This window comes from Asticcacaulis sp. SL142, from assembly GCF_026625745.1.
Taxonomy (GTDB): Bacteria; Pseudomonadota; Alphaproteobacteria; order Caulobacterales; family Caulobacteraceae; genus Asticcacaulis.
The window spans coordinates 1,906,967-1,931,252 of the sequence record NZ_CP113061.1 but is presented as its reverse complement, the minus strand read 5'-3'; the positions used below and the strand labels follow the sequence as shown (position 1 = coordinate 1,931,252).

The 24,286-nt window shown below is 58.2% G+C and carries 21 protein-coding genes and 1 pseudogene; 12 read left to right on the top strand and 10 right to left on the bottom strand.

From position 1 onward, the window contains the following. Positions 1-118 precede the first annotated feature (118 nt). From OVA03_RS08760 to OVA03_RS08730, 7 genes are all read left to right on the top strand, one after another. A complete protein-coding gene (locus OVA03_RS08760) occupies positions 119-1,492 on the top strand; it encodes a glutamine synthetase family protein (protein ID WP_267527700.1) in 1,374 nt (457 codons plus the stop codon). Positions 1,493-1,624: 132 nt separating this feature from the next. Continuing rightward, complete coding sequence (locus tag OVA03_RS08755; protein WP_267523732.1) at positions 1,625-2,719, top strand: ABC transporter substrate-binding protein; 1,095 nt, start codon at positions 1,625-1,627, stop codon at positions 2,717-2,719. A gap of 166 nt (positions 2,720-2,885) precedes the next feature. Further along, on the top strand, positions 2,886-3,794 hold the full coding sequence (locus OVA03_RS08750) for an ABC transporter permease (protein WP_267523730.1): 909 nt from the start codon (positions 2,886-2,888) through the stop codon (positions 3,792-3,794). Beyond that, complete coding sequence (locus OVA03_RS08745; protein ID WP_267523728.1) at positions 3,794-4,669, top strand: ABC transporter permease; 876 nt, start codon at positions 3,794-3,796, stop codon at positions 4,667-4,669. Before OVA03_RS08750 ends, OVA03_RS08745 begins: the two co-directional genes overlap by 1 nt. A gap of 8 nt (positions 4,670-4,677) precedes the next feature. Next, positions 4,678-5,823 (top strand): ABC transporter ATP-binding protein, encoded by a 1,146-nt coding sequence (locus OVA03_RS08740; protein WP_267523726.1) that lies wholly within the window; start codon positions 4,678-4,680, stop codon positions 5,821-5,823. Continuing rightward, the gene (locus tag OVA03_RS08735) at positions 5,824-6,582 is read left to right on the top strand and encodes a gamma-glutamyl-gamma-aminobutyrate hydrolase family protein (protein WP_267523724.1); all 759 of its coding nucleotides are present in this window, start codon (positions 5,824-5,826) and stop codon (positions 6,580-6,582) included. It abuts the gene before it with no gap. 92 nt (positions 6,583-6,674) lie between these two features. After that, entirely contained in the window at positions 6,675-8,066 is a 1,392-nt protein-coding gene (locus OVA03_RS08730) for an aminotransferase (protein WP_267523722.1), read from the top strand. Between the two features lie 154 nt (positions 8,067-8,220). Here OVA03_RS08730 and OVA03_RS08725 read toward each other — a convergent pair whose 3' ends face one another. Continuing rightward, entirely contained in the window at positions 8,221-8,640 is a 420-nt protein-coding gene (locus tag OVA03_RS08725) for an acyl dehydratase (RefSeq protein ID WP_267523720.1), read from the bottom strand. Between the two features lie 359 nt (positions 8,641-8,999). Between OVA03_RS08725 and OVA03_RS08720 the strand changes: the two genes are divergently transcribed. The 3 genes from OVA03_RS08720 to OVA03_RS08710 all read left to right on the top strand — a co-directional run bounded on the left by OVA03_RS08720 (position 9,000) and on the right by OVA03_RS08710 (position 13,591). Further along, on the top strand, positions 9,000-10,307 hold the full coding sequence (locus OVA03_RS08720; RefSeq protein ID WP_267523718.1) for a helix-turn-helix domain-containing protein: 1,308 nt from the start codon (positions 9,000-9,002) through the stop codon (positions 10,305-10,307). Positions 10,308-10,371: 64 nt separating this feature from the next. Beyond that, positions 10,372-11,511 carry a flavodoxin-dependent (E)-4-hydroxy-3-methylbut-2-enyl-diphosphate synthase gene (gene ispG, locus OVA03_RS08715; RefSeq protein WP_267523716.1) on the top strand — a complete coding sequence of 380 codons (1,140 nt, stop codon included), beginning with the start codon at positions 10,372-10,374 and terminating at the stop codon, positions 11,509-11,511. 49 nt (positions 11,512-11,560) lie between these two features. Beyond that, complete coding sequence (locus OVA03_RS08710) at positions 11,561-13,591, top strand: protein-disulfide reductase DsbD family protein (RefSeq protein ID WP_267523714.1); 2,031 nt, start codon at positions 11,561-11,563, stop codon at positions 13,589-13,591. On the opposite strand, the gene OVA03_RS08705 is transcribed toward OVA03_RS08710, so the two are convergent. From OVA03_RS08705 to OVA03_RS08685, 5 genes are read right to left on the bottom strand one after another with little or no spacing between them, the layout of a single operon-like run. Next, entirely contained in the window at positions 13,588-14,199 is a 612-nt protein-coding gene (locus tag OVA03_RS08705) for a class I SAM-dependent DNA methyltransferase (RefSeq protein ID WP_267523711.1), read from the bottom strand. The genes OVA03_RS08710 and OVA03_RS08705 overlap by 4 nt on opposite strands. Positions 14,200-14,208: 9 nt before the next feature. Further along, positions 14,209-14,682 carry a hypothetical protein gene (locus OVA03_RS08700; protein WP_267523710.1) on the bottom strand — a complete coding sequence of 158 codons (474 nt, stop codon included), beginning with the start codon at positions 14,680-14,682 and terminating at the stop codon, positions 14,209-14,211. Positions 14,683-14,723: 41 nt separating this feature from the next. Continuing rightward, a complete protein-coding gene (locus tag OVA03_RS08695; RefSeq protein WP_267523708.1) occupies positions 14,724-16,079 on the bottom strand; it encodes a TolC family protein in 1,356 nt (451 codons plus the stop codon). Between the two features lie 3 nt (positions 16,080-16,082). Continuing rightward, complete coding sequence (locus OVA03_RS08690) at positions 16,083-18,038, bottom strand: MacB family efflux pump subunit (RefSeq protein WP_267523706.1); 1,956 nt, start codon at positions 18,036-18,038, stop codon at positions 16,083-16,085. A gap of 12 nt (positions 18,039-18,050) precedes the next feature. Continuing rightward, a complete protein-coding gene (locus OVA03_RS08685; protein WP_267523705.1) occupies positions 18,051-19,259 on the bottom strand; it encodes an efflux RND transporter periplasmic adaptor subunit in 1,209 nt (402 codons plus the stop codon). 255 nt (positions 19,260-19,514) lie between these two features. On the opposite strand from OVA03_RS08685, the gene hisS reads away from it, so the two are divergent. Further along, the gene (gene hisS, locus OVA03_RS08680) at positions 19,515-21,017 is read left to right on the top strand and encodes a histidine--tRNA ligase (protein WP_420710504.1); all 1,503 of its coding nucleotides are present in this window, start codon (positions 19,515-19,517) and stop codon (positions 21,015-21,017) included. Positions 21,018-21,406: 389 nt separating this feature from the next. Here the strand turns inward: hisS and OVA03_RS08675 are convergent, their stop codons facing one another. The 3 genes and pseudogenes from OVA03_RS08675 to OVA03_RS08665 all read right to left on the bottom strand — a co-directional run bounded on the left by OVA03_RS08675 (position 21,407) and on the right by OVA03_RS08665 (position 22,747). Then, complete coding sequence (locus tag OVA03_RS08675; protein ID WP_267523702.1) at positions 21,407-21,640, bottom strand: DUF6445 family protein; 234 nt, start codon at positions 21,638-21,640, stop codon at positions 21,407-21,409. Further along, a pseudogene (locus OVA03_RS08670) lies at positions 21,555-22,112 on the bottom strand (DUF6445 family protein). The gene OVA03_RS08675 and the pseudogene OVA03_RS08670 overlap by 86 nt, the downstream one beginning before the upstream one ends. 2 nt (positions 22,113-22,114) lie before the next feature. Next, complete coding sequence (locus OVA03_RS08665; RefSeq protein ID WP_267523700.1) at positions 22,115-22,747, bottom strand: TetR/AcrR family transcriptional regulator; 633 nt, start codon at positions 22,745-22,747, stop codon at positions 22,115-22,117. 302 nt (positions 22,748-23,049) lie between these two features. Between OVA03_RS08665 and OVA03_RS08660 the strand changes: the two genes are divergently transcribed. Further along, the gene (locus OVA03_RS08660; protein WP_267523698.1) at positions 23,050-23,289 is read left to right on the top strand and encodes a hypothetical protein; all 240 of its coding nucleotides are present in this window, start codon (positions 23,050-23,052) and stop codon (positions 23,287-23,289) included. A gap of 3 nt (positions 23,290-23,292) precedes the next feature. On the opposite strand, the gene OVA03_RS08655 is transcribed toward OVA03_RS08660, so the two are convergent. After that, positions 23,293-24,282, bottom strand: a complete 990-nt coding sequence (locus tag OVA03_RS08655; protein WP_267523696.1) for a cupin-like domain-containing protein — start codon at positions 24,280-24,282, stop codon at positions 23,293-23,295. Between the last annotated feature and the right edge of the window lie 4 nt (positions 24,283-24,286).

The following is a 24,286-nucleotide window of genomic DNA, read 5'->3' as shown; positions in this document are numbered from 1 at the left end:
CGAATATTGCGTGACGGACGGGGCCGTTCGCTCTTAAGGTGAGGCTTGCAACCGCGTGCTAAACTGCTGGCCAACCCATGAGTGCCCTATGACCGAACCTTATTTGCCGCCGCATCCGATGGTCGCCACGCCTGATGAAGCCAAGGCCTTCCTTGAGGCCCATCCGCATCTCAACTATTTCGAGATCCTGTTTACCTCGATGACCGGGGTACCGCGGGGTAAGCGTCTGCGCCGCCATGAACTGCTGCCGATTTTTGAATATGGTCGTTTTTTGCCGGGCTCGATTCTGGTGGTCGATACGCTGGGGGCCGACTGCGAAGAGACCGGCCTTGTCTGGGAAGACGGCGATGCTGACCGGATCGCGCGCCCTGTGCCGGGGACGCTGACCGAGGCCCCGTGGCTGGGCGATGATGTCGGTCAGGTCATGCTGTCGCTGTATGAGCTGGACGGCACGCCCAATGACCTTGATCCGCGTCACGTTCTGCAGAGGGTGCTGGAGCGCTATAAAGCCGATGGTCTGACGCCGGTGGTAGCGTGCGAACTGGAATATTATCTGGTGGACATTGAGCGCGGCCATGATGGTCAGCTGATGCCGGCCAGGGGTTTTAACACTGGTGAGACCCCGCGCGGCATTCAGGTCTACGGCCTGCCCGAAGTTGAGGCCCATGGCGAGTTTTTCCGCACCCTGTGGGAAACCGCCGATGTCATGAATATCCCTTTAGAGGGGGCGATTTCAGAATTTGCGCCGGGGCAGGTTGAGTTGACCCTGAAGCATAAACCCGATGCTTTGCGCGCCTGCGATGATGCTGTGCTCTATAAGCGCATGGCCAAGGGCGTGGCTTTGTCGCTGGGTATCGAGGCGACCTTTATGGCCAAGCCGTGGGCCGATCGCGCCGGATCGGGCTTCCATGTCCATATCTCAGTGGCCGACAAAGACGGCAAAAACCTGTGCGCGTCCGATGATCCGCAGGGCTCAGACCTGCTGAAAACCATGATCGGTGGCATGAAAGACCATCTGGCTGATTGCATGGGCATTCTGGCCCCCGGTGCTAACAGCTTTAAGCGCTTTAAGGCCAATTCCTATGCGCCGGTCGGCCTGACCTGGGGGGTGAATAACCGCACTGTGTCTTTGCGCGTGACGGCGGGGCCATCGCACACCCGCCATGTTGAGCACCGCGTTGCCGGGGCCGATGCCAATCCGTATCTGGTTATGGCCGCCATTTTGGCCTGCGCCCACCACGGCATTACGCATAAAACCGATCCCGGCCCGGCGGTAGTCGGAAATGGCTATGAGGTCGCCGCCAAGACGGGGGCTAACCTGCCGACCAACTGGTATGCGGCGGTTGATTATCTCGACAAATCGGCAACCTTGCGCGACTATTTGGGTGACCGTTTCGTCGATATGTATGTCAAGGTCAAGCGCACCGAACAGGCGCGGTTTTATGAGGAAGTCACGGCGCTCGATTACGACTGGTATTTGAGAAACGCCTAAGTTTGTGCGCTGTGGGCGCTGTGATCACACTTAAGAGTTGACAGAGGGTTAATCCCGTATTCTGTTACTAATATTACGGTTTCATGAAGGGGGTTTCATGATGAGGCCCGCGAATATCAAGGAGATCAGGATATGAGTTCACCTCGCCATCTGGCTAATCGTCGTTCCTTACTCGCGGGGCTGGGGGCTGCGGCTGTCGGCATCAGCTTCTCGGCCTGTTCCAAGCCCGCCGAAAAGGCCGCGACCGACGGGGCCGAAGAGCCCAAGCTGAACTTCTATAACTGGGACACCTATATTGGTGAAACGACCCTTGCGGACTTCAAGACCGCCACGGGCATCGACGTCAACATGCAGTTGTTCGCCACCAATGACGAATTGTTCGCCAAGCTTAAGGCGGGTAATTCCGGCTTTGACGTGATCGTCCCTTCGAACGAATTTGTCACCCGCATGGGGCAGGCCGGTCTGCTGAAAGCGCTGGATCACGCCAAGATCCCCAATATGAAGAATATTGACCCGCAGTATCTGAACCCCAGCTTCGATCCGGGCAATAAGTTCTCGGTGCCCTATACCTGGCTGGTCTTAGGTCTGGGTTATCGTAAATCGAAGTTCAAGACCGTGCCGGATAGCTGGAAATACGTCTTTGACAGCGCCGAATATAAGGGCAAGATCGCCCTCCTGTCGGAATCTGCGGATCTGATCCGTCTGGCCGCGAAATATAAGGGCGTCAGCCTCAACAATATCTCGCCCGAAATGCTGACTCAGATCGAAGCCATGCTGGTCAAGCAAAAGCCCAATATCCGCGCCTTCCACGAAGATAACGGTCAGGACATGCTGCAAGGCGGCGACGTCGATATCGTGATCGAATATAACGGCGATATCGCGCAGGTCATGGCCGAAGATGACGACATCGGCTTTGTGGTCCCAAAAGAAGGCAGTCTGCTCAATTCTGATACCCTGTGTATCCCCGCCGATGCGCCGCGTCCGAACAATGCCCATGCCTTCATCAACTATATCCTTGATGCACAGGTAGGGGCCGAAATCTATAAGACGATCTTGTATCCGTCGCCAAACGCTGCCGCCAAGGCGCTGATGCCAGACGATTATAAGAACAACCCGGTTATCTTCCCGCCGGCGGATATTTTGGCCAAGTGCGAATACGGCAACTTTGAAGGGGCCGAAAAAGCGTCGCAGTATGAGGAAATGATTACGCGGGTCAGGGCTTCGTAGCCTTTCCTTCTCCCTGCGTGCGGGGAGAAGGTGATCCGTTAGGATCGGATGAGGGGCATTCGGGCGCCCGGCCCCTCACCCAACCCTCTCCAGTAGTCTCAGTTGCGCTATCGCTGCGCTGTCTGAGCGCTGCGGGGAGAGGGGGCGCCGTTGCAAGGGGACTGCGATGGAACAAAGCTGGCGGCAGGCGAAGTCAATTTTCGGGCTGCTGCTGAGTGCGCCCCTGTTTTGGCTGGCCTTTTTCTTTATTGTGCCCATGGGCATTGTCTGGCTCTATTCGTTCGGGGAAAACCGCGGGCTGGTCGATATTGCCTTTACCGGCACCTGGAAGAACTACGCCCGCGCGCTGGAGCCGCTGTATCTCGGCATATTCGTTAAATCGCTTTATGTGGCAGCGCTTACGACCTTTCTATGCCTGATCGTTGGCTTTCCGGTGGCGCTGGCCATTACCTTTGCCGCCGATAAGTGGAAGCCGTGGCTGCTGCTTTTGATCATGCTGCCGTTCTGGACTAACCTTCTGATCCGCACCTATGCGCTGATTGCGGTGTTGCGTACCGAAGGCTATGTCAATCAAACCTATGAGTTTTTATGGACGAATGCGGGTGGATTAATGACGCTGGTGGGCTTAGCACCGCTGGGCGAGTTTCAGCCGCTTGATCTGCTGCATAATAATTTCGCGGTGATTTTTGGCCTCGTCTACGTCCACCTGCCGTTCATGATCCTGCCGCTCTATTCGACCCTCGACCGGATGGACCGCTCGCTTTTGGAAGCCTCGCTCGATCTGGGGGCTGGCCATTTTCGTACCCTGTGGTCGATCGTCGTGCCGATGTCTGCGGCGGGGATCGCGTCGGGTATACTGATCACCTTCATTCCCGCACTCGGCGCTTATCTGACACCGGATCTGCTCGGCGGGCCGGAATCGCAGATGATCGCCAATGTCATTGAACGGCAATTCAAACGCGCCAATGACTGGCCGTTCGGGGCGGCCCTGTCGTTCCTGCTGGTCTATCTGACCTTCATCGGCATCGCCATTCAGGGTATGCTCGACAAACAAAACCGGGGGAGGGCGGCCTGATGACCCAGTCTGTTGCCAAGGTTAAAAAGACCCCGCCCGGCCCGCTCGAATATATGCGCCGCTGGCCGATGCAGGCCTGGCTGGTCGGGGTGACGGTGTTTCTGTATGCGCCGCTGATCACCCTGATGATCTTTTCGTTCAACGACAGCAAACGTAACATCGTCTGGCAGGGCTTTACCCTCAAATATTACGTTAAGGCCCTTACGAATGAGAGCCTGATTCAGGCCTTCACCAACTCGCTGGTGATTGCGTTTTTCTCGACCATCATCAGTGTGGTCGTAGGCGCTATGGCCGCGATCCTGTTGTGGCGCTTCCGCTTTCCGGGCAAGACGGCGCTGGACGGCGCTATGTCGATCCCGATCGTTGTGCCGGAAATCTGCATGGGTGTGGGGATGCTGGTATTCTTCGCCAAGGTCTTTCCGTGGCCGCAAGGCATGATCTGGCCGCTCAATCTGGGGGCCATCATCATCGCCCACGTCTCGTTCTCCTTCCCGTTCGTGGCGGTGGTGGTGCGCGCACGACTGGCGTCATTTAACCGCGAACTGGAAGAGGCGGCCAAGGATCTGGGGGCGTCAGAAATCCGAACCCTGCTGGATGTGCTGGTGCCGCATATCAAGCCATCTTTGCTGGCGGGTGGGCTTTTGGCCTTTACCCTGTCGCTCGATGATTTTGTGATTACCTTCTTCACCGCCGGGCCCGATACGGTCACCTTCCCGGTCAAGGTCTATTCGATGGTGCGCTTCTCCGTCACCCCCGAAGTCAACGCCGCCTCGACCATCCTTATTGTGGTGACGGTGATCTTGACCTTCTTTGCACTGAAATTCCAAGGTTCTGACGCCCTGACCGCCGGTCATGGCGCTCCTGAGAAAAAGTGAGGCTGAACATGTTTGACGAAACCGCAAAACCGGCTGAGGCTCAGGGCAAGACCATCATCAGCTTCAAAAACGTCTCCAAACGCTTCGGCAAAAACGTCGCGGTCGATAATGTTTCGCTCGACATCAAAGAGGGCGAGTTCTTCTCCCTGCTGGGACCGTCGGGCTGTGGCAAGACGACTTTGCTGCGCATGTTGGCCGGGTTTGAAATGCCGTCGGATGGGCAGATTCTCATCGACGGTAATGACGTGTCGCAGGTCTCGCCTAATAAGCGGCCGGTGAACATGGTGTTTCAGTCCTATGCTGTCTTTCCGCATATGACCGTGCTCGATAACGTCGCTTACGGGCTGAAAATGGATGGGGTGCCCAAGGGCGAGCGGCTGGCGCGTGCCCAGGAAGCGCTGGAATTGGTCAAGCTCGGCGGGTTCGGGGAGCGCAAGCCCGATCAGATGTCGGGCGGTCAGCGTCAGCGGGTGGCGCTGGCGCGGGCGCTGGTCAAAAAACCGCGCGTGCTGTTGCTGGATGAGCCGTTATCGGCGCTTGATGCCAAGCTGCGCGATGCCATGCGCACGGAACTGACCCTGCTTCAGGAAAAGGTCGGCATCACCTTTATCATGGTCACCCACGATCAGGATGAGGCGTTGGCCATGGCGACGCGCTGTGCCGTCATGAACCGCGGCCTGCTGCAACAGGTGGCGACACCGTTTGATCTTTATGAGTTTCCCAATTCGCGTTTTGTGGCCGATTTTATCGGCAGCGTGAACCTGTTCGAAGGCACGCTCGATGTCGATGAACCGGATCACGCCATCATCAATACGACCGATATCGGGCCCATTTACCTCGACCACGGCGTGACGGGTGCGACCGGTGCAACCGTCTGGGCGGCGGTTCGGCCGGAAAAGATCGAGATCGACAAATGGGATGCCAAGCCGCTCAAGATGGAAGATGCCCCCGAAGGCTACAACATCATCGCCGGTGAGATTAAGCATCTGGTCTATCTCGGTTCGGAAACGGTCTATGAGGTTGAGGTTGCAGGCGGGCGCATGGTCAAGGTGTTGCGCTCGAATCTCACCCGATGGGATCAGGAAGACTTCACCTGGGACGAAAAAGTATGGCTGTCGTTCAATGCCTGCGCCCCGGCGGCGCTCCTAAGTTAAATGAAACCCCTGATCGGTATTTCCTGTTGCAACCGTGATGTCGGCGGTGAAAACGCCCAGACCGTCAAGGATCGCTACGTCAAGGGCGTGATCGAATATGCCGACTGTCTGGCAGTTCTGATCCCGGCTATCACGACCGGATTTGAAGCAAAAACTCTGGCCGGTAAACTCGATGGCCTGATGCTGACCGGCTCGACCTCCAACATCGACACGCGCTTTTATGATCCTGACACCCCGGCAGGCGAGGGGCCGTTTGATATCGATCGCGACAGCGTGTCCTTTGCCATGATCGAAGCCATGATCGATGCGCAAAAACCAGTGTTTGGCATCTGCCGCGGCTTTCAGGAAATCAATGTCGCCTTGGGCGGGACACTGCGGCGCGATCTGGGCCCCACGCATCATGCGCCCGAGCGCTCAAGCAGCGAAGCGGTAGCGCAAAATAAAATCGCCACTTTCAACGACATGTTCGAGTTTGGGCATGACGTGACCCTTATCGACGGCGGTTTTTTTGAGGAACAACTCGGCGGAAACCTCTGGGTAAATTCGGTCCATTTTCAAGGCGTAGCGCGGTTGGCAGAGGGACTGACTATGGAAGCCGTAGCCCCCGATGGCATCATCGAAGCGTTCAGTGCTAACCTTGGCGGATCGCAGGTCGTGGCCGTGCAGTGGCACCCCGAATGGCGGCCCGCTGACTATCCCGACCGGCAGGCATTTTTCCAGTGGCTAGGTCAGGCCGCGCGCGGTGAAGCGGTGGTTTAAATAGGCACAATAAAATTGTGATCACAATTTTATTGGCGCGGACGTAAATTTCTGGCAGACCTGTTGCACTCCTTTTTTCCGGAAATAATGCTATGAGCCAGCCACTGAAAAACTACGATATTGCCGAACTGAAGCGTCTTGATCTGGCGCATCATTTGCCGGCTCAGGCAGACTATAAGCTGCTGGAAGACATCGGCGGGTCGCGCATTATTACCCGCGCCGAAGGCTCGACCATCTATGACGGCGAAGGCCATAGTCTGCTGGATGGCATGGCGGGGCTGTGGTGCGTCAATGTCGGTTACGGGCGCGATGAACTGGCGCGTGCGGCCTATGAGCAGATGCTGGAACTGCCTTATTACAACACGTTCTTTAAGACCGTGACGCCGCCGCCGGTGCGGCTGGCCACCAAGATCGCGGAAAAGATGTCGGTCGGCAATCCTGACCTTCAGCATGTATTTTTTAACTCGTCCGGGTCTGAGGCCAATGACACGGTGTTGCGGTTGGTGCGCTATTACTGGCAGCTTAAGGGCGAGCCGGATCGCAATATAATCATCAGCCGTCGCAACGCCTATCATGGCTCAACGGTGGCCGGGATGTCGCTGGGCGGCATGACCTTCATGCATGCTCAGGGCGGGCCGATGGTGCCGGGCATTGAACATGTCCGCCAGCCCTATCAGTTTAACGAAGGCTTTGGCCAAGATCCGGCGGCCTTTGCGCAGGCTTGCGTCGATGACATAGAGGCGCGTATTCTGGCCGTGGGCCCTGACAAGGTCGCCGCCTTTATCGGTGAACCGGTCCAGGGTGCGGGCGGGGTGATCATCCCGCCGGAAGGCTATTGGCCCAAAGTTGAGGCCTTGTGCCGCAAATATGGCATCCTGCTGATTTGTGATGAGGTCATCTGCGGGTTTGGGCGCTTGGGCCAATGGTTTGGCCACCAGCATTACGGCATCAAGCCTGATGTGATTGCTATGGCCAAGGGTATGTCGTCGGGTTACCTGCCCATTTCGGCAGTCGGGGTGTCGTCAAAGATTGTCGATGTGTTGAAAACCGGCGGTGATTTCGTCCACGGCTATACCTATTCCGGCCATCCGGCAGCGGCGGCCGTGGCCTTGGCCAATATCGAGATTATCGAACGCGAAGGCTTGGTTGAACGTACACGTAACGACACCGGCCCTTATCTGGCCAAGGCGTTGAAGCGGTTGGACGACCATCCGCTGGTCGGTGAGGCGCGCTCGCTGGGCCTGATCGGGGCGGTCGAGATCGTGTCAGAAAAAGGCACCAATCATCGCTTTAAGGGCGCGGAAGGCACGGCCGGGCCGATCGTGCGCGACCTGTGCATCAAGAACGGCCTGATGGTGCGCGGCATTCGCGACAGCATCGTCATGTGTCCGCCGCTGATCATCACCCATGAGGAAATCGACCGGATCGTCGACATCATTGAGCAGTCGCTGAATGAGGCCGAGCCACAACTAAGAGCGCTTTAAGCGTTTAAGGGCCCCCACCACCATCCACGTTCGAAAGCGAACTTGATGGCCCCCCTCCCCAACTGCGCTGCTTGAGCGCAGTTGGGGAGGTATAAGGTGTTGGTTTATGTCCGCCCATCAGTATTTTCGCGCAGCGAAAAACTTATGGGTGAGACTAATCCAGCGGCGGCTTGGCCACTGGCAGCCGCTGAAACACCGAACGCGTCAGGCAGGAAAACACCAGTCGTCCGGCCTCATCCAACAGGTCGTGCTGAGCAATGACCACGCCCTTGGTGTCACCGACCGCGTCCTTGCCCATCACAGTCAGGCGCCCGCGCAGCAGTTCCCCCGGCGGCGGATTGCGTGACCAGCGCAAGGCATCGACCGCGAGGCGCTTGGTCTGCGGCCAGCCCTGTGACGCTTCGGTTTCAAGCCGCGACCACAGCGTAAAGATCAGGGCATCGGGAATACCGTCTTTTAAATCCCAGGTTGGCGCGTAGGTCTTACAAAACGCCGCAAGATCCTCCTGACTGATGACGCCAGCACCGATAGAGGCGACCTGACCGATCCATAAGTCATCAAAGGCTGCAGGCATTGGGTAGAACTCCGTGTATAAGGCTTTTGATTGTCTTTAAGCTGAGTTTCACCGGTCGGCAATGGCTGTTATGCACAGGGTCAGGCGCTGAGTGTCTGAACGCAAAGGGTACGCACCTGATTGTCACAAATGTGGGCTATGGGTGGCGTGCAACTTGAAGCCTTTACACTAAATGCCGCCAATGCCAAAAAACCTGTATCAATCAGGCACAATCATGGCATCGTCGGCGCGGTTGTATTGATTCTCAAAACGGGCTGTGTTTCAGTCCGGCATCGGCGGGCGTAACGCACGCCCTATACAGTGCCGTTGTGGGTATGATCTATTGACAGTAAGAGCTGATCTGACGGGAGTATCGGAAGATGAAAGCGCGGTCTTTGAAAGCGGGCAGTTTCGATCAGGGTGCCGTAGGTTCGGCAGACCATGATCTCTCGCCGCTTGGCCGTGAGCCTTCGGTCGTCATGACGCACGATCAGGACCAAAATCAGTTAAACGACTATGATGAGGTCGAAGCCGCCGCGCGTGCCGATACGCTGGCGGGTGAGCCGCTGGCCTCTGACTTGAACATAAGCGCCCATGCCGACCCGCATTACGGGGTGGTGCTGGGGGACATCCTGCGCTCAGCGCGCGAAGCGTCTAACCTGACGCTGGATCATGTGGCCGACATTACCCGTGTCCGCCGCAGCTATCTCGAAGCGTTTGAAACCGGGGCGCTGGATCTGATGCCGGCGCGGCCGTTTGCCATCGGCTATGTCAAGGCCTATGCCAAGGCGCTGGGGCTTGACGAAGAAACCATGGCCGACTTGCTCAAGCGTGATCTGGCCGATCCGGCCCCGACCTTGCGCGCACCGATAGGGGCGGCGATGGACGAGGTGCAGCCTTCTTACGGGCGCTATGTTGCCGGGGCTATCGTTGTGGTCGGGGCGGTCATTATCTGGAATGTGCTGCAGCGCCAGCCGGAGCTTTTCAAGGCCCGTGACGAGACGCCGACCGTAACCACGCAGGGCTGGTCTCAGGGGGTGCCGATTGTGCGCGACGGCGTGGTCTATGTGTCTAAGCCCGGTGCGCCGCCCATGGATCAGGATGTTCCGGTGCCCTATGTCACGCCGGGTCTGGAGGTCGGTTTTGCCGAGATTGAGGCCGAAAAGGCCCGTAACGGCACCGGCACGGCGTCGCCCGCCGACAGCCTTCAGATGCGCAAGGCCTTTAACCCCAAAGGGGCGGTCTTTGGGGCCCCGCCGGAGCAATCCAGCGTGGTCATTCAGGCCAAGCGCAGTGTCAATCTGGTGCTGCGCTCTAACGAAGGTCAGGTCTATTTTGCCCGTCAGTTAGGGGCCGGGGAATCTTATCGCGTCCCCAATGCCACAGCGGTGCCGATGCTGGTCGACGTATCGGATGCCACGGCGTTTGAAGTCTATTACGACGGCGAATATGCCGGTGGGCTGGAGGGCACCAGTACGCCCACCGCCCGTATCAATGCCCGCGCCCAGCAAACGGCCAAGCTGATGGACGCCCAGCAGGCTGAGGCCCGTCCGGTAGCCCCCCCGCGTCCCAAGATCGAAAAGCCGAGGGCGCGACCGATGCCGACGGAGCCGATCCCCTATCAGCCCGCCCAGCCCGTACAGGCTCCACCGGCGCAACAACCGGCAGATCAGACCATACCTTATTAACGCTCAACCCCTTTTATTGCGAGGCGAAAAGCCTTAAGTAGGGGGCAGGTTACAGAGGTGGTCTATGAGTTCTCACCAGCACGTTCGTCCGTGGCGCATGATCGAGCGCCGCAAAAGCCGTAAAATCCGCGTGGGCTCTGTCGAGGTCGGGGGCGATGCGCCGATCACGGTTCAGTCCATGACCAATACCCTGACTTCGGACGCGCAGGCGACCTTGCGTCAGATTGCGGCCTTGGAAGAGGCTGGTGCCGATATTGTGCGGGTGTCGTGTCCGGATGTGGAGTCAACTCAGGCGCTCAAGACGATTGTCGACAACACCGCTATCCCCATCGTGGCGGACATCCATTTCCACTATAAGCGCGCCATTGAGGCCGCTAAGGCCGGGGCGGCGTGCCTGCGGATTAATCCCGGCAATATCGGCTCAGCCGACCGGGTGCGTGAAGTGGTGCAGGCGGCTAAGGACTATGGCTGCTCCATGCGCATCGGGGTTAATGCCGGGTCGCTGGAGAAGGAACTGCTGGAACGCTATGGTGAGCCATGCCCCGAAGCCATGGTTGAAAGCGCTTTGTTCCACGCCAATATCCTGCGCGATCATGATTTCCATGAGTTCAAGATTTCGGTCAAGGCGTCGGATGTCTTCCTGACTGTGGCCGCCTATCAGGCCTTGGCCGATGCTATTGACTGCCCCCTGCATATCGGCGTGACCGAAGCGGGGCCTTTGCGCACCGGCACGATCAAGTCGTCAATTGGTTTGGGTAATCTGCTGTGGGCCGGGATCGGTGATACCATCCGCGTGTCGCTGGCCGCCGATCCGGTCGAAGAAATCAAGGTCGGCTTTGATATCCTGAAAAGCCTCGGCCTGCGCCACCGCGGTGTCAACATCATCGCCTGCCCGTCGTGTGCGCGGCAGGGGTTCAATGTCATTGATACGGTCGCCAAACTCGAAGAACGGCTGGCGCACATCTCAACACCCATGTCACTGTCGATTATTGGCTGTGTCGTTAATGGACCCGGCGAAGCGCTGTTTACCGATGTTGGCTTTACCGGCGGCGGGGCAGGGGCCGGCATGGTCTATATGGCCGGTAAGCCCGATCATAAATTAGCCAATGGCGATATGATCGAACACATCGTCGAACTCGTAGAACGTAAGGCTGAGGAACTGAAGGCGCAAGAGGCGCCGGTTGCGGCCACGGCGGCTGAGTAAAGATACGGTGAATTTGATGCGGGCCATAAGAGCGTTTTTAGTGTGCCTTATGGCGTTTTGGGGTGGGCAAGCATTTGCCGAACCGGTGAAAACCGCGCACCTGACGACCGAACTGGTTGCCGAACATAAGGCGGTGGCTAAGGGCGGAGACATCTGGATCGCGATCCGCCATGAGCCGCTCAAAGGATGGCACACCTACTGGCAAAATCCCGGCGATACGGGATTGGCACCTGTGGTCAACTGGTCGCTGCCGGATAAGGTGACGGTCGGAGAGCCGCAGTGGCAAACGCCGGAGCGTCAGCCCTATATGGGTCTGGTCAATTATGGCTATAGCGGTGGGACCTACCTTTTTTATAAGCTTACCAATGGCACGGCGCTGGGTGACGGCGATATACTGCCGCTTAAGGCCCGTGTTGATTTTTTGGTTTGTGAAAAAGTCTGCGTGCCTGAAACGGTCAATGTTAGCCTTAACCTGCCGGTTGGGCCCTCAGGCGGGGCTGACCGGACGTTTCAGAAAGCGTTTGAGGCCCTGCCGAAACCGGCACCGGCTGGATATTTCCGTAAAGCCGGTAATATAGTCGAATTGGGCTTTCCGGCGGCTGATACTTCCGAAATGTTCGAAAAGCCAAGCGGCGCCTATTTCTTTCCTATTACCGCGGGTGCTGTCCCGCCCGCCGCCGATCAAAAGCTCGATACCGGGGCCGACGGATTTACGCTTAAGGCCACAGCGGCAGATGATAAACCGCTGTCCGGCGCGGTGACTGGCGTGATCGCCTTTCCGAACGGCGACAGTTATCAGGTCACTCTGAATGAAGGTGCCATCCCGCATAATCTGCGCGGTCTGGGGGGCTTAAGTGCGGCATCCGGCGAGGTGTCGGTGGTGGGCGTCATCATCGCGGCCGGATTTGCCTTTGTCGGCGGGATTATCCTCAACCTGATGCCGTGTGTGTTCCCGATCCTGTCCATGAAGATACTGGCCGTATCGCGGGCCGGTCAGGATCACAAACTGGCGCGCCATGAGGCCCTGCTGTACGGCGCCGGTGTCATCATAAGCTTTGTAGCACTCGCTGTAATGATCACTGCGGCGCAGTCCCTGGGAGCTGCGCTCGGCTGGGGTTTCCAGCTACAGTCGCCGTTTGTGACGGCCGCCTTAAGCATTGTCATGTTGCTGGTAGCCCTCAACTTGTCGGGGTTGTTCAATATCGGTTCCAGCGTTCAGGGATTTGGCGCAGGCATGGCGGTGAAAAACCCCTACATCGGCGCGTTCCTGACCGGCGTGCTGGCGGTGGTGGTGGCAGCACCCTGTACCGCACCGTTTATGGCGACCGCCATCGGGGTGGCACTGGCGCAGGGCGGCTTCGTCAGTTTTGTGATCTTTTTGGCGCTGGGCATCGGGTTTGCCCTGCCGATCGTGGGGCTGACCTACGCAATCACCTATTTTCCGGCCTTAGCCAAACGCTTGCCCAAGCCCGGCCCGTGGATGGATAGATTCAAGCATATACTGGCCGTGCCCATGTATCTGGCGGCGCTTTGGATGGTGTGGGTATTTGCCCAGCAAGTGTCGGGCTGGGGGCTATTTGCGTTGATCATCGCGTTGGGCCTGATTGTGCTTGGCGTGGTGCGCACCCTCATTCCTGCCGCCACGCGCCCGGTGTTACTGGGGTTAGGTATTGTGCTGGCGGTCGCTTCCGCCGCCCAGACCCGCGCCGTCACCACCCCCGCCGCGGTAAAGGCCGATGTGCCCTATGAAACCTTTTCGGTCGAGCGCATCGCCCAACTACGCGCTGAGGGTAAGAACGTCATGGTCGATCTGACCGCCGCCTGGTGTGTGTCCTGTAAGGTCAATGAGCGGCTGGTGTTTCATACCGATGAGTTCGCGAAGGCATTGAAGGCCACCAACACGGTTTATATGGTCGGCGACTGGACCAATCAGGACGCGCGCATTTCGCAGTACCTCAGCCGCTATGGACGCTCCGGCGTGCCGCTCTATGTCTGGTATGGCCCAAAGGGTGCCGAGCCGGTCATTCTGCCGCAACTGCTGAACAAGGGCGAGGTGATAAAGATGATGGGTGAGCGTTAGTCGGCGGCTTTCGCCAGCCAGATGGTGGCACCTCCGCACGTAATATCGCCGACGACGCGATCCAGAATCACAAACCCGTTGGTAGCCAGCAAGGTCTCATAGTCATCAAGGCTAAGGCTAGCGTGATAAAGGGGCTCATTGCGCCAGCACCCTATTGTCTCATCCCGTTCTGATCCGCTGGTAAACATCAATGGAGCGGAGGGCCTTAGGTGATGGGCAAAAACCGTAAACATCTGGGCCTGATCCTCGGGGACAAGATGAAACAGGCTATGCCAGGCGATAATCCCGGCGAACCTATGATCAATATCAAGTCTGCGCATATCGCCAACGACCCAGGTCTGTTCAGGGAAGCGCTGGCGGCACAGCGAAATCAGCGATGGTGAGCTATCGACACCGGTGACGCTCAGTCCTGCGGCCAGAAGCTCAGGGACAATTGGCCAGCCGGAGCCGCAGCCGAGATCCAGAATAGAGGCCTCTGGCAGGGCAGCTTCGGTAAATCGCCTGATCCATACGGTTTCACCTTCAGGGCGTGACTGATGGCGATCCGCATCCCATTCGCCCGCATGATGCTCATAGAGGGCAATGATGTCATCGGCGGGTGTGGGCATGGGGCGAGCCTATTGAAACTCCAGCACGCAGTCCATGCCTGACTGAACCGTAGCCGGAGTGGTGATCACGTCGATATTGTCGCTGAGAAGGGCCGATAGCTCGTCGAGCGTGTGTTTCAATTCGGCGTCGGTTTTGGCGGTGATCAGGGCGTCGTGTTTGAGCTTAAGATCAATCGACACGCCCTTAAGTACGCATTTCAGATCGTTATCTGTGCCACGCGCTTTCATGTCGAGATGGGCTTTCAGGTTCTGTTCGGATAACGCGCCTATATCTTCGGCAAATGCCTGAAACTTCCCGTTGGCCAGAAGTGTCAGCGATGGAGCTTTGGCGTATGTATCGCTGCGGGTCCTTAATCTACCCGCCTGTTTGATGATCCCGGAATAGGGTTGTTGTTTGGCGATGGCATTTACCGGCGCAGGCGTGGTCGCGCAGGCGCTGAGCGGAATGGCAATAAGTGTCAGGACAAGCAGGGCATATCTCATAGTCCCGATATGCCCCAATCCGCCCAATAATGGGTTAACGTCTATGCGCCACCACCAAGGGCTTGATAGAGTGTGGCCTGCGTGATCAGCCGGTTCAGCCGGTTGGCATCGACGGCCTGTTGCGCTGACCGCAAACTTTCCTGTGCATCCAGCCATATCCGCAGGCTGACTGCGCCGGTACGATAACGCAAAGCATAAAGCGCTTCGGTCTTTTGCGCGGCGGCCAGACTTTGCTCCAGCCGTGCCCCCTGAATGGCCAGTTGGGTCTGGGCCGACAGGGTGTTGTCGACATCGCTAAACGCCTCAAGCATCGTCTGGCGGAAGTCGATGACGGCGATCTCATAGTCGGCTTTGGCGACTTTGATATTGAGGCGGTTCTGGGCGAAGTTCAGAAACGGCAGGGTCAGGCCCGCGCCCAATGTGCCAATCGGGTTTTTCACAACGTCCGACAGAGCCGTCGATGATCCGCCCGCAGAGCCGGTCAGAGACAGCGCCGGATAATAGGACGCGCGGGTGGCATCCACGCCCGATAATGTCGATCTGAGGCGATATTCAGCGGCCTTAAGATCAGGTCGCCTGCCTAGTAATTCGGCGGGTAATCCGGGGGCAATGGCGGGGAGGTCTGCTGTGGGCAGGGTCGTGGCTTCCTGATCGGCGGGCACGACGTCACCGTTCATCAACAGTGCCAGGGCGGCACGGTATTCGACCTGTTGCTGCTGAAGCTCGCTCAAGGCCGCGATCTGGGCATTGACGGTCTGGTCGGCCTCACTGACCTCAATGCCGGACACCGATCCGGCATCATGCTGGGCAGTGACCATGGCCCGAACGCGCTGGGCGTAGTCGAGGCTGGCCTGAGCGTTACGGATGCGCTCATGGGTATAGGCGATCTGCCAGTAAAAGGTCGCCGTCGTCCCGATCAGACTGAGGCGCGTGGCCTCTAGGTCTTCGGAGGTGGCCTCGGCCTCCCATTTGGCGGCATCGGTCTGCGAGGCCAGTTGGCCCCACAGATCGGCCTCAAAGCTTACCCCGACACGGGCGCTATAAGACTCGCCGTTGTCGCCGGGGGCCGTATCGTTGAGCTGCTTTGAGGCATCGAGGTTGCCGGAGACTTGCGGAAACTGATCAAGTCGGTAAACGTCCGTGCGCAGTCTGGCCTGACGCAGGCGAATGGCGGCGGCGGCCAGATCGTTATTGCTGGCCAGTACCTTATCAATCACGGCGGTGAGTTTAGGGTCGTTGAAACCCTCCCACCAACGATCTGTGGCCCCATAGGCACCCGAGGCCGGGGCATGCTGAAACGCGGACGGGATATTGACTGCCGGGGTCTCATAGGGCGTGTGCAGGCAGGCGCTTAAACTTACCGACGCCAGCAGAATGGCAACAAGCTGTTTTTTCATAGTCTAATCCCTCGCTAAGGCCGCGACCGGATCAAGCCGCGCGGCGTTACGCGCCGGCAGGAAGCCGAAGATGATCCCGATCAGGGTGGAGCAGCCAAAGGCCGCAATTATGGATGACATCGAATAGACCAGCCGGAAGTCGGTTGAGAACTGCGCAAAGATCACCCCGAACAACAGGGCAACCACAATCCCCAGCACCCCGCCGATCAGGCAGACCAGAACCGCCTCGATCAGGAATTGCTGCAATATATCGCGCTGACGGGCCCCCACCGCCATACGCACGCCAATTTCCGACGTGCGTTCCGTGACCGACACCAGCATGATGTTCATCACCCCGATGCCGCCGACGATCAGGGAGATGACCGCAATCGCTGAAATCAGCACCGTTAGGGTCTGGGTGGTGGCGGTGATGGTTTTGCGGATCTCATCGGTGTTGATAATGAAGAAATCCTTGGTGCCGTGCCTCTGGGTGAGCAGGTTGGTCACCCCGGCTTCGGCAATGCTGGATTCGGTGTCATCGTTCACCCGCACGGTAATGCTGCGCAAGGTGGTGGTGCCCAGCATGCGCGCGTTAACCGCCGTATAGGGCATGTAGATATTCATCGAATCCCCGCCCCCGCCAAAGCCTGAGCTCGAGGCCTCGACCACGCCGATAATGCGGGCTGGCGTTGAACCCAGCAATATGACCTCACCAATCGGATCGCCCGCAAATTTGAGCGTATTGACTGTGTTCTGATCGATGACCACGTCCTGAGCGGTGGTGGCGATTTCCTCATCCCCGAACAGGCGGCCGCTCGATAATTCCACGCCCTTAACGCGGAAATATTGCGCGCCGACGCCGTTGACCTGACCGGTATTGGCGACGGCCCCGTAGCGCACCGTGACGGAGGATCGCACGGTTGGCGTCACGCTATCGACATAGGGTTGCCGTGCCAGCGCATCGGCATCGGCGACCACCAGGGTGCGGATAGCCCCCGACCTTCGGTCGCCAAAGCCTGAGCCCGGCATGATCTCCAGCGTATTGGTGCCAATGGATGAGATTTGCTCCAGCACCTTTTGGCGTGATCCGGTGCCAAGTGCGACCACGCACACCACGGAGGCAATGCCGATGATGATACCGAGCATGGTCAGAAATGTGCGCATGCGGTGGGCATTCATAGCCAGCAGCGCCATCTGGAACGCTTCACGGAAGCTATCGATCAGGGCACCAATCCCGTCACGGCCTTGCGCGGTAAGGGCGGGCAGGGGCTCATGATCGGTTTCGCCTTTGCCTGCACCGGGCCGGTCGTCAATGATTTCGCCGTCGCGAATTTCAATGACCCTCTGGCAATGGTCGGCCACGTCGCGGTCATGGGTGACGATGATGACCGTGTGGCCATCGGCGTGCAGCCCTTTGAGGATGCGCATGACCTCTTCGCCGGACTTGGTATCGAGCGCGCCGGTCGGCTCATCGGCCAGCACGATCTCACCGCCGTTCATCAGGGCGCGGGCAATCGATACGCGCTGCTGCTGGCCACCCGATAACTGTCCGGGCCGGTGCTGGGTGCGGTCGCCTAATCCCAGCCGTTCCAGCAAAGAACGGGCGCGGTCTTTGCGGGCCTCGACCGGCACACCGGCATAGATCGATGGTACTTCGACATTACCGAGCGCGCTCAAATCCCCCAGCAGGTGATAGCGCTGAAAAATAAAGCCAAAATGCTCACGCCTAAGTTCGGCCAGTTCATCGGGTTCCAGAGCCGCCGTTTCGCGCTCGCCGACCCGGTACACCCCGGCGGTGGGGCGATCAAGACAGCCCAGTATGTTCATAAGGGTCGATTTCCCCGAACCGGATTGGCCGACAATGGCGACCATCTCACCGGCCTCAATGGTCAGGTCGATGTCTTTCAGGACGGTGATCGTCCCTTCCCCGGCCGGAAATTCGCGCCGGAGTTTTTCAACTTTTAAGACGGGCGGTTTCATGATCAGCGCCCTTTACAGTCCGCCCTGCGGGCCGCGCCGCATGCGTTGTGAGGTATCGCTGGGGCCGGAGGCAGCTTGCGCGGTCACGACCTTTTCTCCGGCTTTCAGGCCCGACTTGACCTCGACATTATTACCGTCATTGAGCCCGATGGTGATCTTACGCGGCGTGATTTTCTCATCGGCCCCCAGAACCTGCACGGTGTAATTGCCGTCACGGTCAGGTTTGCCTAGTGCGGTTGACGGGATGGTCAGGACGTTCTTGGCACTGCCGAGCACGATGGTGACATTGGCGGTCATGAAGGTGCGCAGGGCCCCGTCGGCATTATCGACATCAAAAATGCCGTAATAATAGATGGCGTTGGAGGCGGTCGAGGTATCGACGCTGTCGCTTTCCTTGATCGAATCCGGCGCAGGTGCGATCGAGCGCAGCGTGGCCTTATAGCGCCTGCGCGAATCGCCCAGGGTGGTGAAATAGACCTCCATACCTTCGCGGACATTGATGACATCGGCCTCGGAAATTTCGGCCTTTATGGTCATGCGGTCGAGCTGGCCCATTTTAACGATGGTCGGAGTCGTCTGGTTGGCGTTGATGGTCTGGCCTTCCTTAGTGACGATGGCCAGAACGGTGCCGTCAATCGGGGCGGTGATACGGGTATAGCCGAGATTAACTTCGGCGGTGTTGCGCGACACTTCCGCCGAGGCGATCTGGGCGTCGATGGCTTTCAGGCTGGCCTGAGCGCTTTTATATTCGGTCTCGGCCGTCTCGAAATCGGCTTTCGAGCCCGCATCGGCCTTATAAAGCGTGGCCTGACGGTCATAGTTGAGTTTGGCAGCGGCTAACCGCGCTTCACCTTCGGCGCGCTGGGCGCGGACATTGTTGATATTGGCTAGCGCCGTTTGCAGGGCGTTGTTTTGGGTGGCCGAATCAATCTCGGCAATCAGGGCGCCTTTTTTAACCTGATCCCCCAGTTCAACCTTAAGGGAAGTCACCCGCCCGGAGGTCTGGGCCCCGACGCTGACCAGGGTGTAGGGCTCCAGCGATCCGGTCGCCAGTACCGTCTTTTCGATGTCTCCCATCTGGGCCGGGGCCGATATGACCGGTGCGGCCTTGGGCTTTGAAAAGAAAGCAGCCTTAAGGCCCCATCCAGCCATAACCAGAACCAAAACCCCAAGCCCGATCATCAGGGCTTTGTTGTCTTTACGGAAAAATTTCGACGCCATAAGTCTATTGCCTCATTAGACGGCCCCCGTAAGGCAACGGGCGCACACACTTCAGTTTTTTAGGAACTATGGATAGGCCGCGTTTTGTAAGGTTGCCATTATAAGTTCCGCCCGCCACGGCAGGTTTCGTTAAGCGACTTAACACGCGAATACGCTCAGCTTATGTCGGTTGATTTTACAAACCGCACGTTTGACGATAGTTATTATGGCGATGCCTCAGACAGGGGTTTGAAAAAACTTGTCTCTTGGGGCCGGATGTTCTATCGCCACACCATGACCGATAACGCCCCCAACACCAAAGATTTCCGTCCTGAAGCCCGCGCCCCGCGTGGGTTTGCTGATAAGCGCGCATCCCAGATTGCGGCCGAGCGTCGTCTGATCACGGCGGTGTCTAAGGTCTATGAGGATTTTGGCTTTGAGGCCCTGCAAACCTCGGCCTTTGAATATGCCGATGCCTTGGGTAAATTCCTGCCCGACGCCGACCGTCCCAATGTCGGCGTGTTCGCGGTTGAGGATGATGATGAGCAGTGGATGGCGCTGCGCTATGACCACACAGCCCCGCTGGCACGCTTTGCCGCTCAAAATTGGGACAGCCTGCCCAAGCCCTTCCGCCGCTATGCCTTCGGGCCGGTGTGGCGCAATGAAAAGCCGGGGCCGGGCCGTCTGCGTGAGTTTGTGCAGTGCGATGCCGATACCGTAGGTACTGATCGCCCCGAAGCCGATGCTGAAATCATCGCTCTGGCCGTGGCCGGTTTCAAGGCCGCCGGTCTGCCCGCCGGATCGACGGTGCTTAAGATCAATAATCGTAAGCTGCTGAACGGCCTGCTGACCAGTCTGGGCGTGGTTGATGCGGGGCAACAGATGGGTGTGTTGCGCGCTATTGATAAGCTCGACCGGCTAGGGATGACCGGCGTTGAACTGCTGCTGGGCGGTGGGCGCAAGGATGAGTCAGGCGACTTCACTAAGGGCGCTAACCTAAGCGATGCTGCCATCGCCGCGGTGCTGGCTTTCGTGGCGGCGGGTAACGCGGAGCGTTCCGTGGTGCTGGATCGACTGGCGGCCGTTCTGGCCAATTCACCCGAAGGTATGGCCGGGCTGGATGATCTCAGCCGCATTGGGGCGACCCTGAACGGTTTAGGTGTCAGCGAAGCGGATGCCATCTTCGATCCGTCGATTGTGCGCGGTCTGGAATATTACACCGGTGCGGTATTCGAAGCCGAACTGTTGCTGGAAACCCGCGATGAAAAGGGTGAACTGGTTAAATTCGGCTCGGTCGGTGGCGGTGGTCGCTACGACGATCTGGTGGCCCGCTTTACCGGCGAGAAGGTTCCTGCGACCGGATTCTCGTTCGGTGTGTCGCGTCTGGCGGCGGCTCTGGCTCTGACCGAAGGCGGGAAAGCCGCCCCTGTGCGCGGGCCGGTGGTGATCATTGCCTTTTCTGATTCGGACATGGGCGAATATTTCAAACTGGCGTCAGAAATCCGCGCGGCAGGCATTCCGGCGGAAGTTTATCTGGGCCGGTCGGGCATGAAGGCGCAGATGAAATATGCTGACCGGCGCTTATCCCCGGCGGTTGCCATGATTGGCGGCGACGAGTTGGCTAATGGTACGGTTACCATCAAAGATCTTGATCTTGGGCGCGAAATGGCTGCGGAAATTTCAGATAACAAAGCCTGGCGCGAGGGGCGTCCGGGGCAGGTCACCCTGCCGCGTCAGGACGCCATTAACCATTTGAAAACCATTATTAAATCTTCGTAAATTCTTTGACAGCGTTGTCAAATGCTGCGCAGTATTCACTGCGTAACGATGTTACGCGTTGTAATTATGTCGCAGGCCTGAAAAGGCCACTTTATTTTTGACATAATGTTATAAAATCTATTGACACCGTCGCCGAAAAACTGTTTTGTCGGTCTCAAGAGAACGGAACTTTCCCCCGAAGAGGAAAGTCGGTTCCCGGCGTTTCGGGGAGGAAACGCCTGCATAACAAAGAAGGGCCTGTCAGAGATTATCCCCCTCAGACAGGCCCTTACTTTTTGTACCCAAAAGCCTGTTTTCGGCATTAATTGAATATCAAAATAAGCCCGCCGCGAATATTTTGACAAATGTGTCAAAATGTAATTACGCTTGCTTGATTTTGCGATGATGCATCAGGCGGGTGAAATAAAAGTATTGACCGTAAGGCGCCCGGTGCGCGGATCATCGGTCAATGGGCTGCCGCCGAGCAGGGCCGAGTGCAGGCAATTATTGCGATAGACAATCAGGCGATCAAAGGCGGCGTCGACGGCGGCAATCATCTCATAGGCCGGGGTTTGGGCGCTGGTATAATGATCGGGCACGCCACGTCTCAGGTCGTCTGCGGCGTGCTGGTCGAACGGGCTCATCTGAATTTGGGCTCACCGTTTCAAAGCCGGTGGCGCGCTGTCGGAAAAAGCCGGTTCCGCCGTGAGGGCCATCGCAAAAATAATGCACAACCGCCAGCCGGAACGGATCAGTCGAATCGAAGTGCGGGATGCGCTGATAGGGTTTGAGTTATGAGGCGGCCAGGGTCGCCAGCGCCATAAAGCTATGGAATTGCAGGGGGGCCGATTTGGGCAATCCAAACCCCTGATGCAGAATGGGTTGCAGGGCCATGGCCAGGGCCTGACCGTAAGCCTCCGGCATGGGTGCGTTCAGCCCCGGATAGGCAGAGTTGTCGGGCCGGGTGAACGGGCTTTGGGTGGCCAGTGCCAGAACACCCTGCGGGTTTTTCAGCACATTATCGATAATCAGCAGGGGCTGTCGCTCGCGGCCGATGTGACGGGCCTCAAGGCGCGCCGCCGGATTGAATTCGGGCGTAAAATCAGGCGTTGTCATAATCACAGGCTTTTGCAGGTGGCGCGCATCAGCCAGCTTATCTGGTCTTCGACAGCGTGGCTGGGGATGGCGATGATGCGTTCCTCCAACGCAATGACCACGATGCCGTGGACCGCTGAAAACAAGGTGCGGGCGGTAACGGTCACGGCCATATCGTCGGCATCCGGCATCAGACGCTTAAGTGGGGCGGCGACATGACCAAACAGGCCCAGTTGCGCGCTGATGTTCCATTCGGGCAGGGGGCGACTTTTCAATCGCATCTCGAACAGGGCGCGCCATAGCAGCAGATTGCTGCGCGCAAACCGGTAATAGGCATGGGCAACGGCCTCAAGCCGCGCCACAGCGTCTTCCGGGGTGACCATGGTGGATCCGGCGGCCTCCGTCAGGGCCTGATCAAGGCGGATCATGGTGCGCTGGGCTGCCCGCAGATACAGCATCTCCATATCTTCGACCAGATTATATAGCCCGCCCAGAGCAATACCGACATCGGCGGCCAGATCGCGGGCCTTGAGGCTGTCTATGCCCTCAGCGGCAATGCGCTTTTCGGCGGAATCGATCAGGGCGTCTAGCTGAGCCTGACGGCGGACTGTGGTCGCTGTGGACGGGGTTGGGGCGGTATGGGCAGCGGGCGGCATGAGCGCATCCTGATAAAAATGAACATTGTTCAAAATATCTATTGAACAATGTTCAAATATATTGTACATATCTGTTCGTGAACGGCGTTCATAACACATTGTATCCCCGTGTTAAAGCGTCCATTCATGTTTCTGCCTATGGGGTGGCCCGCATAATCCTATTGAGGTTAGCGGGGCAGATCGGGGGCGGGCGGCAGTTTGCCAATGGCTGCCGCCCGAAGCCATGACCCCAATACAGAAACGTCCGGCTTACCGTGCGCGCGGCACCGCGTGGGGATATTCAGGTTTCAAAGAGCAAACACATGGCTCGCTTTAAATTTTCGGCTCGCACCACTATGATCCTGGGTTCGGCCCTGATGATCGCGCCGGTCGGCATATTGCTGGCGGTTTTCGTGAGCGCGGGGCAATTGCCGTCCGACACCTATGATATGTCGGGTCACTTTGGGCGCTATCAGGCGCAGGCGGAAATCGGTGCCGGTATTCTGACCGCAGGTGTGTTGCTGCGTCTGTTCGGCCTTCTGTGGTCGGATCGTCGCAGGTAGAGACTAAGATAGCGCCCGGACTATGGCCGTCTTTAACCGGCGGATCAGGCCGGGCGTCAGATCGCCTAACACGCCCTTGTCATGGGGGCGCAGATGGGCGGTCGGGTCACCATGACTGCCGAAGATGTAGTAGTCGAACATAGCCTTCCACAGGCCGCGCTGATCCTCCGGCAGGTCGCGTATAGCCAGCATGGCATGATATAGCGCCTCATAGGGAGCGGCGGGCTGAGTGGCCTCGTTCCACCAGTAATTGACCATGACATTGACCGGGCTCAGCGAATGAACCTGATGCCACCAGCCGTAAGGTATATAGAGCGCATCGCCCGGCTCAAGCTCAACCGTGGTCATCTGCGCCTGAGCCTCGGCAAAGCGCGGATGGCGCTCCAGGTCGGGATTTTCGATATCGACCATGCTGACCGGCACGCCGCCAATGGTGCGGTCGAACGGGCCGGGATAGAGATTGACCACCTGTTCCGGCGGAAACAGGTGAAAGCGGCGCTGGCCCGCCACCACGCAGGCGACATTATAATTGAGATCGTTATGTGCCCGCGTCACCACGCCGTTACCGATCCAGATGCGCGGCTCCACGTTCGGCAGGATGTCGAGGTGGTTTTCCACGCCAAAGCCCGGCATGTGCTTTGAGATGATCGCGGACTGAAGGCTGATGCCCTGCGGGTGAGGATTGTCGCGTGCCTTCAGAATTTCAGCCAGGATTTGCGGAATGGGGGCTGGACCGTGGCTGAAATTATAGGACTGAGTGTCCATGCCATAAAACAGCCGCCCGTGCGCCTGCGGTGGGGCCACATAGACCCCGGCGGGTTCGCCGGTGTCGTGGCCGTTTATATAGTCAATAACGGCTTCATCTGAGCGTTGCGCCATATGCACGGCGGGCCAGTGCGCGACCTGCGCCCTAAGCACGGCCGGGGCCGCTTCACGCCGAATCTGGCTGAACAGGGCCGGTGTAACGTCACGATAGTCTTTTAGATCCGGCATGAAA

Coding starts and splice junctions, on each gene's coding strand:
- OVA03_RS08660 (WP_267523698.1), top strand. CDS start 23,050: ATGGCTCGCTTTAAATTTTCGGCTCGCACCACTATGATCCTGGGTTCG.
- OVA03_RS08755 (WP_267523732.1), top strand. CDS start 1,625: ATGAGTTCACCTCGCCATCTGGCTAATCGTCGTTCCTTACTCGCGGGG.
- OVA03_RS08705 (WP_267523711.1), bottom strand. CDS start 14,199: ATGCCCACACCCGCCGATGACATCATTGCCCTCTATGAGCATCATGCG.
- OVA03_RS08750 (WP_267523730.1), top strand. CDS start 2,886: ATGGAACAAAGCTGGCGGCAGGCGAAGTCAATTTTCGGGCTGCTGCTG.
- OVA03_RS08725 (WP_267523720.1), bottom strand. CDS start 8,640: ATGCCTGCAGCCTTTGATGACTTATGGATCGGTCAGGTCGCCTCTATC.
- OVA03_RS08710 (WP_267523714.1), top strand. CDS start 11,561: ATGGCGTTTTGGGGTGGGCAAGCATTTGCCGAACCGGTGAAAACCGCG.
- OVA03_RS08730 (WP_267523722.1), top strand. CDS start 6,675: ATGAGCCAGCCACTGAAAAACTACGATATTGCCGAACTGAAGCGTCTT.
- ispG (WP_267523716.1), top strand. CDS start 10,372: ATGAGTTCTCACCAGCACGTTCGTCCGTGGCGCATGATCGAGCGCCGC.
- OVA03_RS08665 (WP_267523700.1), bottom strand. CDS start 22,747: ATGCCGCCCGCTGCCCATACCGCCCCAACCCCGTCCACAGCGACCACA.
- OVA03_RS08685 (WP_267523705.1), bottom strand. CDS start 19,259: ATGGCGTCGAAATTTTTCCGTAAAGACAACAAAGCCCTGATGATCGGG.
- OVA03_RS08695 (WP_267523708.1), bottom strand. CDS start 16,079: ATGAAAAAACAGCTTGTTGCCATTCTGCTGGCGTCGGTAAGTTTAAGC.
- OVA03_RS08760 (WP_267527700.1), top strand. CDS start 119: ATGGTCGCCACGCCTGATGAAGCCAAGGCCTTCCTTGAGGCCCATCCG.
- OVA03_RS08655 (WP_267523696.1), bottom strand. CDS start 24,282: ATGCCGGATCTAAAAGACTATCGTGACGTTACACCGGCCCTGTTCAGC.
- OVA03_RS08745 (WP_267523728.1), top strand. CDS start 3,794: ATGACCCAGTCTGTTGCCAAGGTTAAAAAGACCCCGCCCGGCCCGCTC.
- OVA03_RS08700 (WP_267523710.1), bottom strand. CDS start 14,682: ATGAGATATGCCCTGCTTGTCCTGACACTTATTGCCATTCCGCTCAGC.
- OVA03_RS08740 (WP_267523726.1), top strand. CDS start 4,678: ATGTTTGACGAAACCGCAAAACCGGCTGAGGCTCAGGGCAAGACCATC.
- hisS (WP_420710504.1), top strand. CDS start 19,515: ATGTTCTATCGCCACACCATGACCGATAACGCCCCCAACACCAAAGAT.
- OVA03_RS08720 (WP_267523718.1), top strand. CDS start 9,000: ATGAAAGCGCGGTCTTTGAAAGCGGGCAGTTTCGATCAGGGTGCCGTA.
- OVA03_RS08735 (WP_267523724.1), top strand. CDS start 5,824: ATGAAACCCCTGATCGGTATTTCCTGTTGCAACCGTGATGTCGGCGGT.
- OVA03_RS08675 (WP_267523702.1), bottom strand. CDS start 21,640: ATGAGCCCGTTCGACCAGCACGCCGCAGACGACCTGAGACGTGGCGTG.
- OVA03_RS08690 (WP_267523706.1), bottom strand. CDS start 18,038: ATGAAACCGCCCGTCTTAAAAGTTGAAAAACTCCGGCGCGAATTTCCG.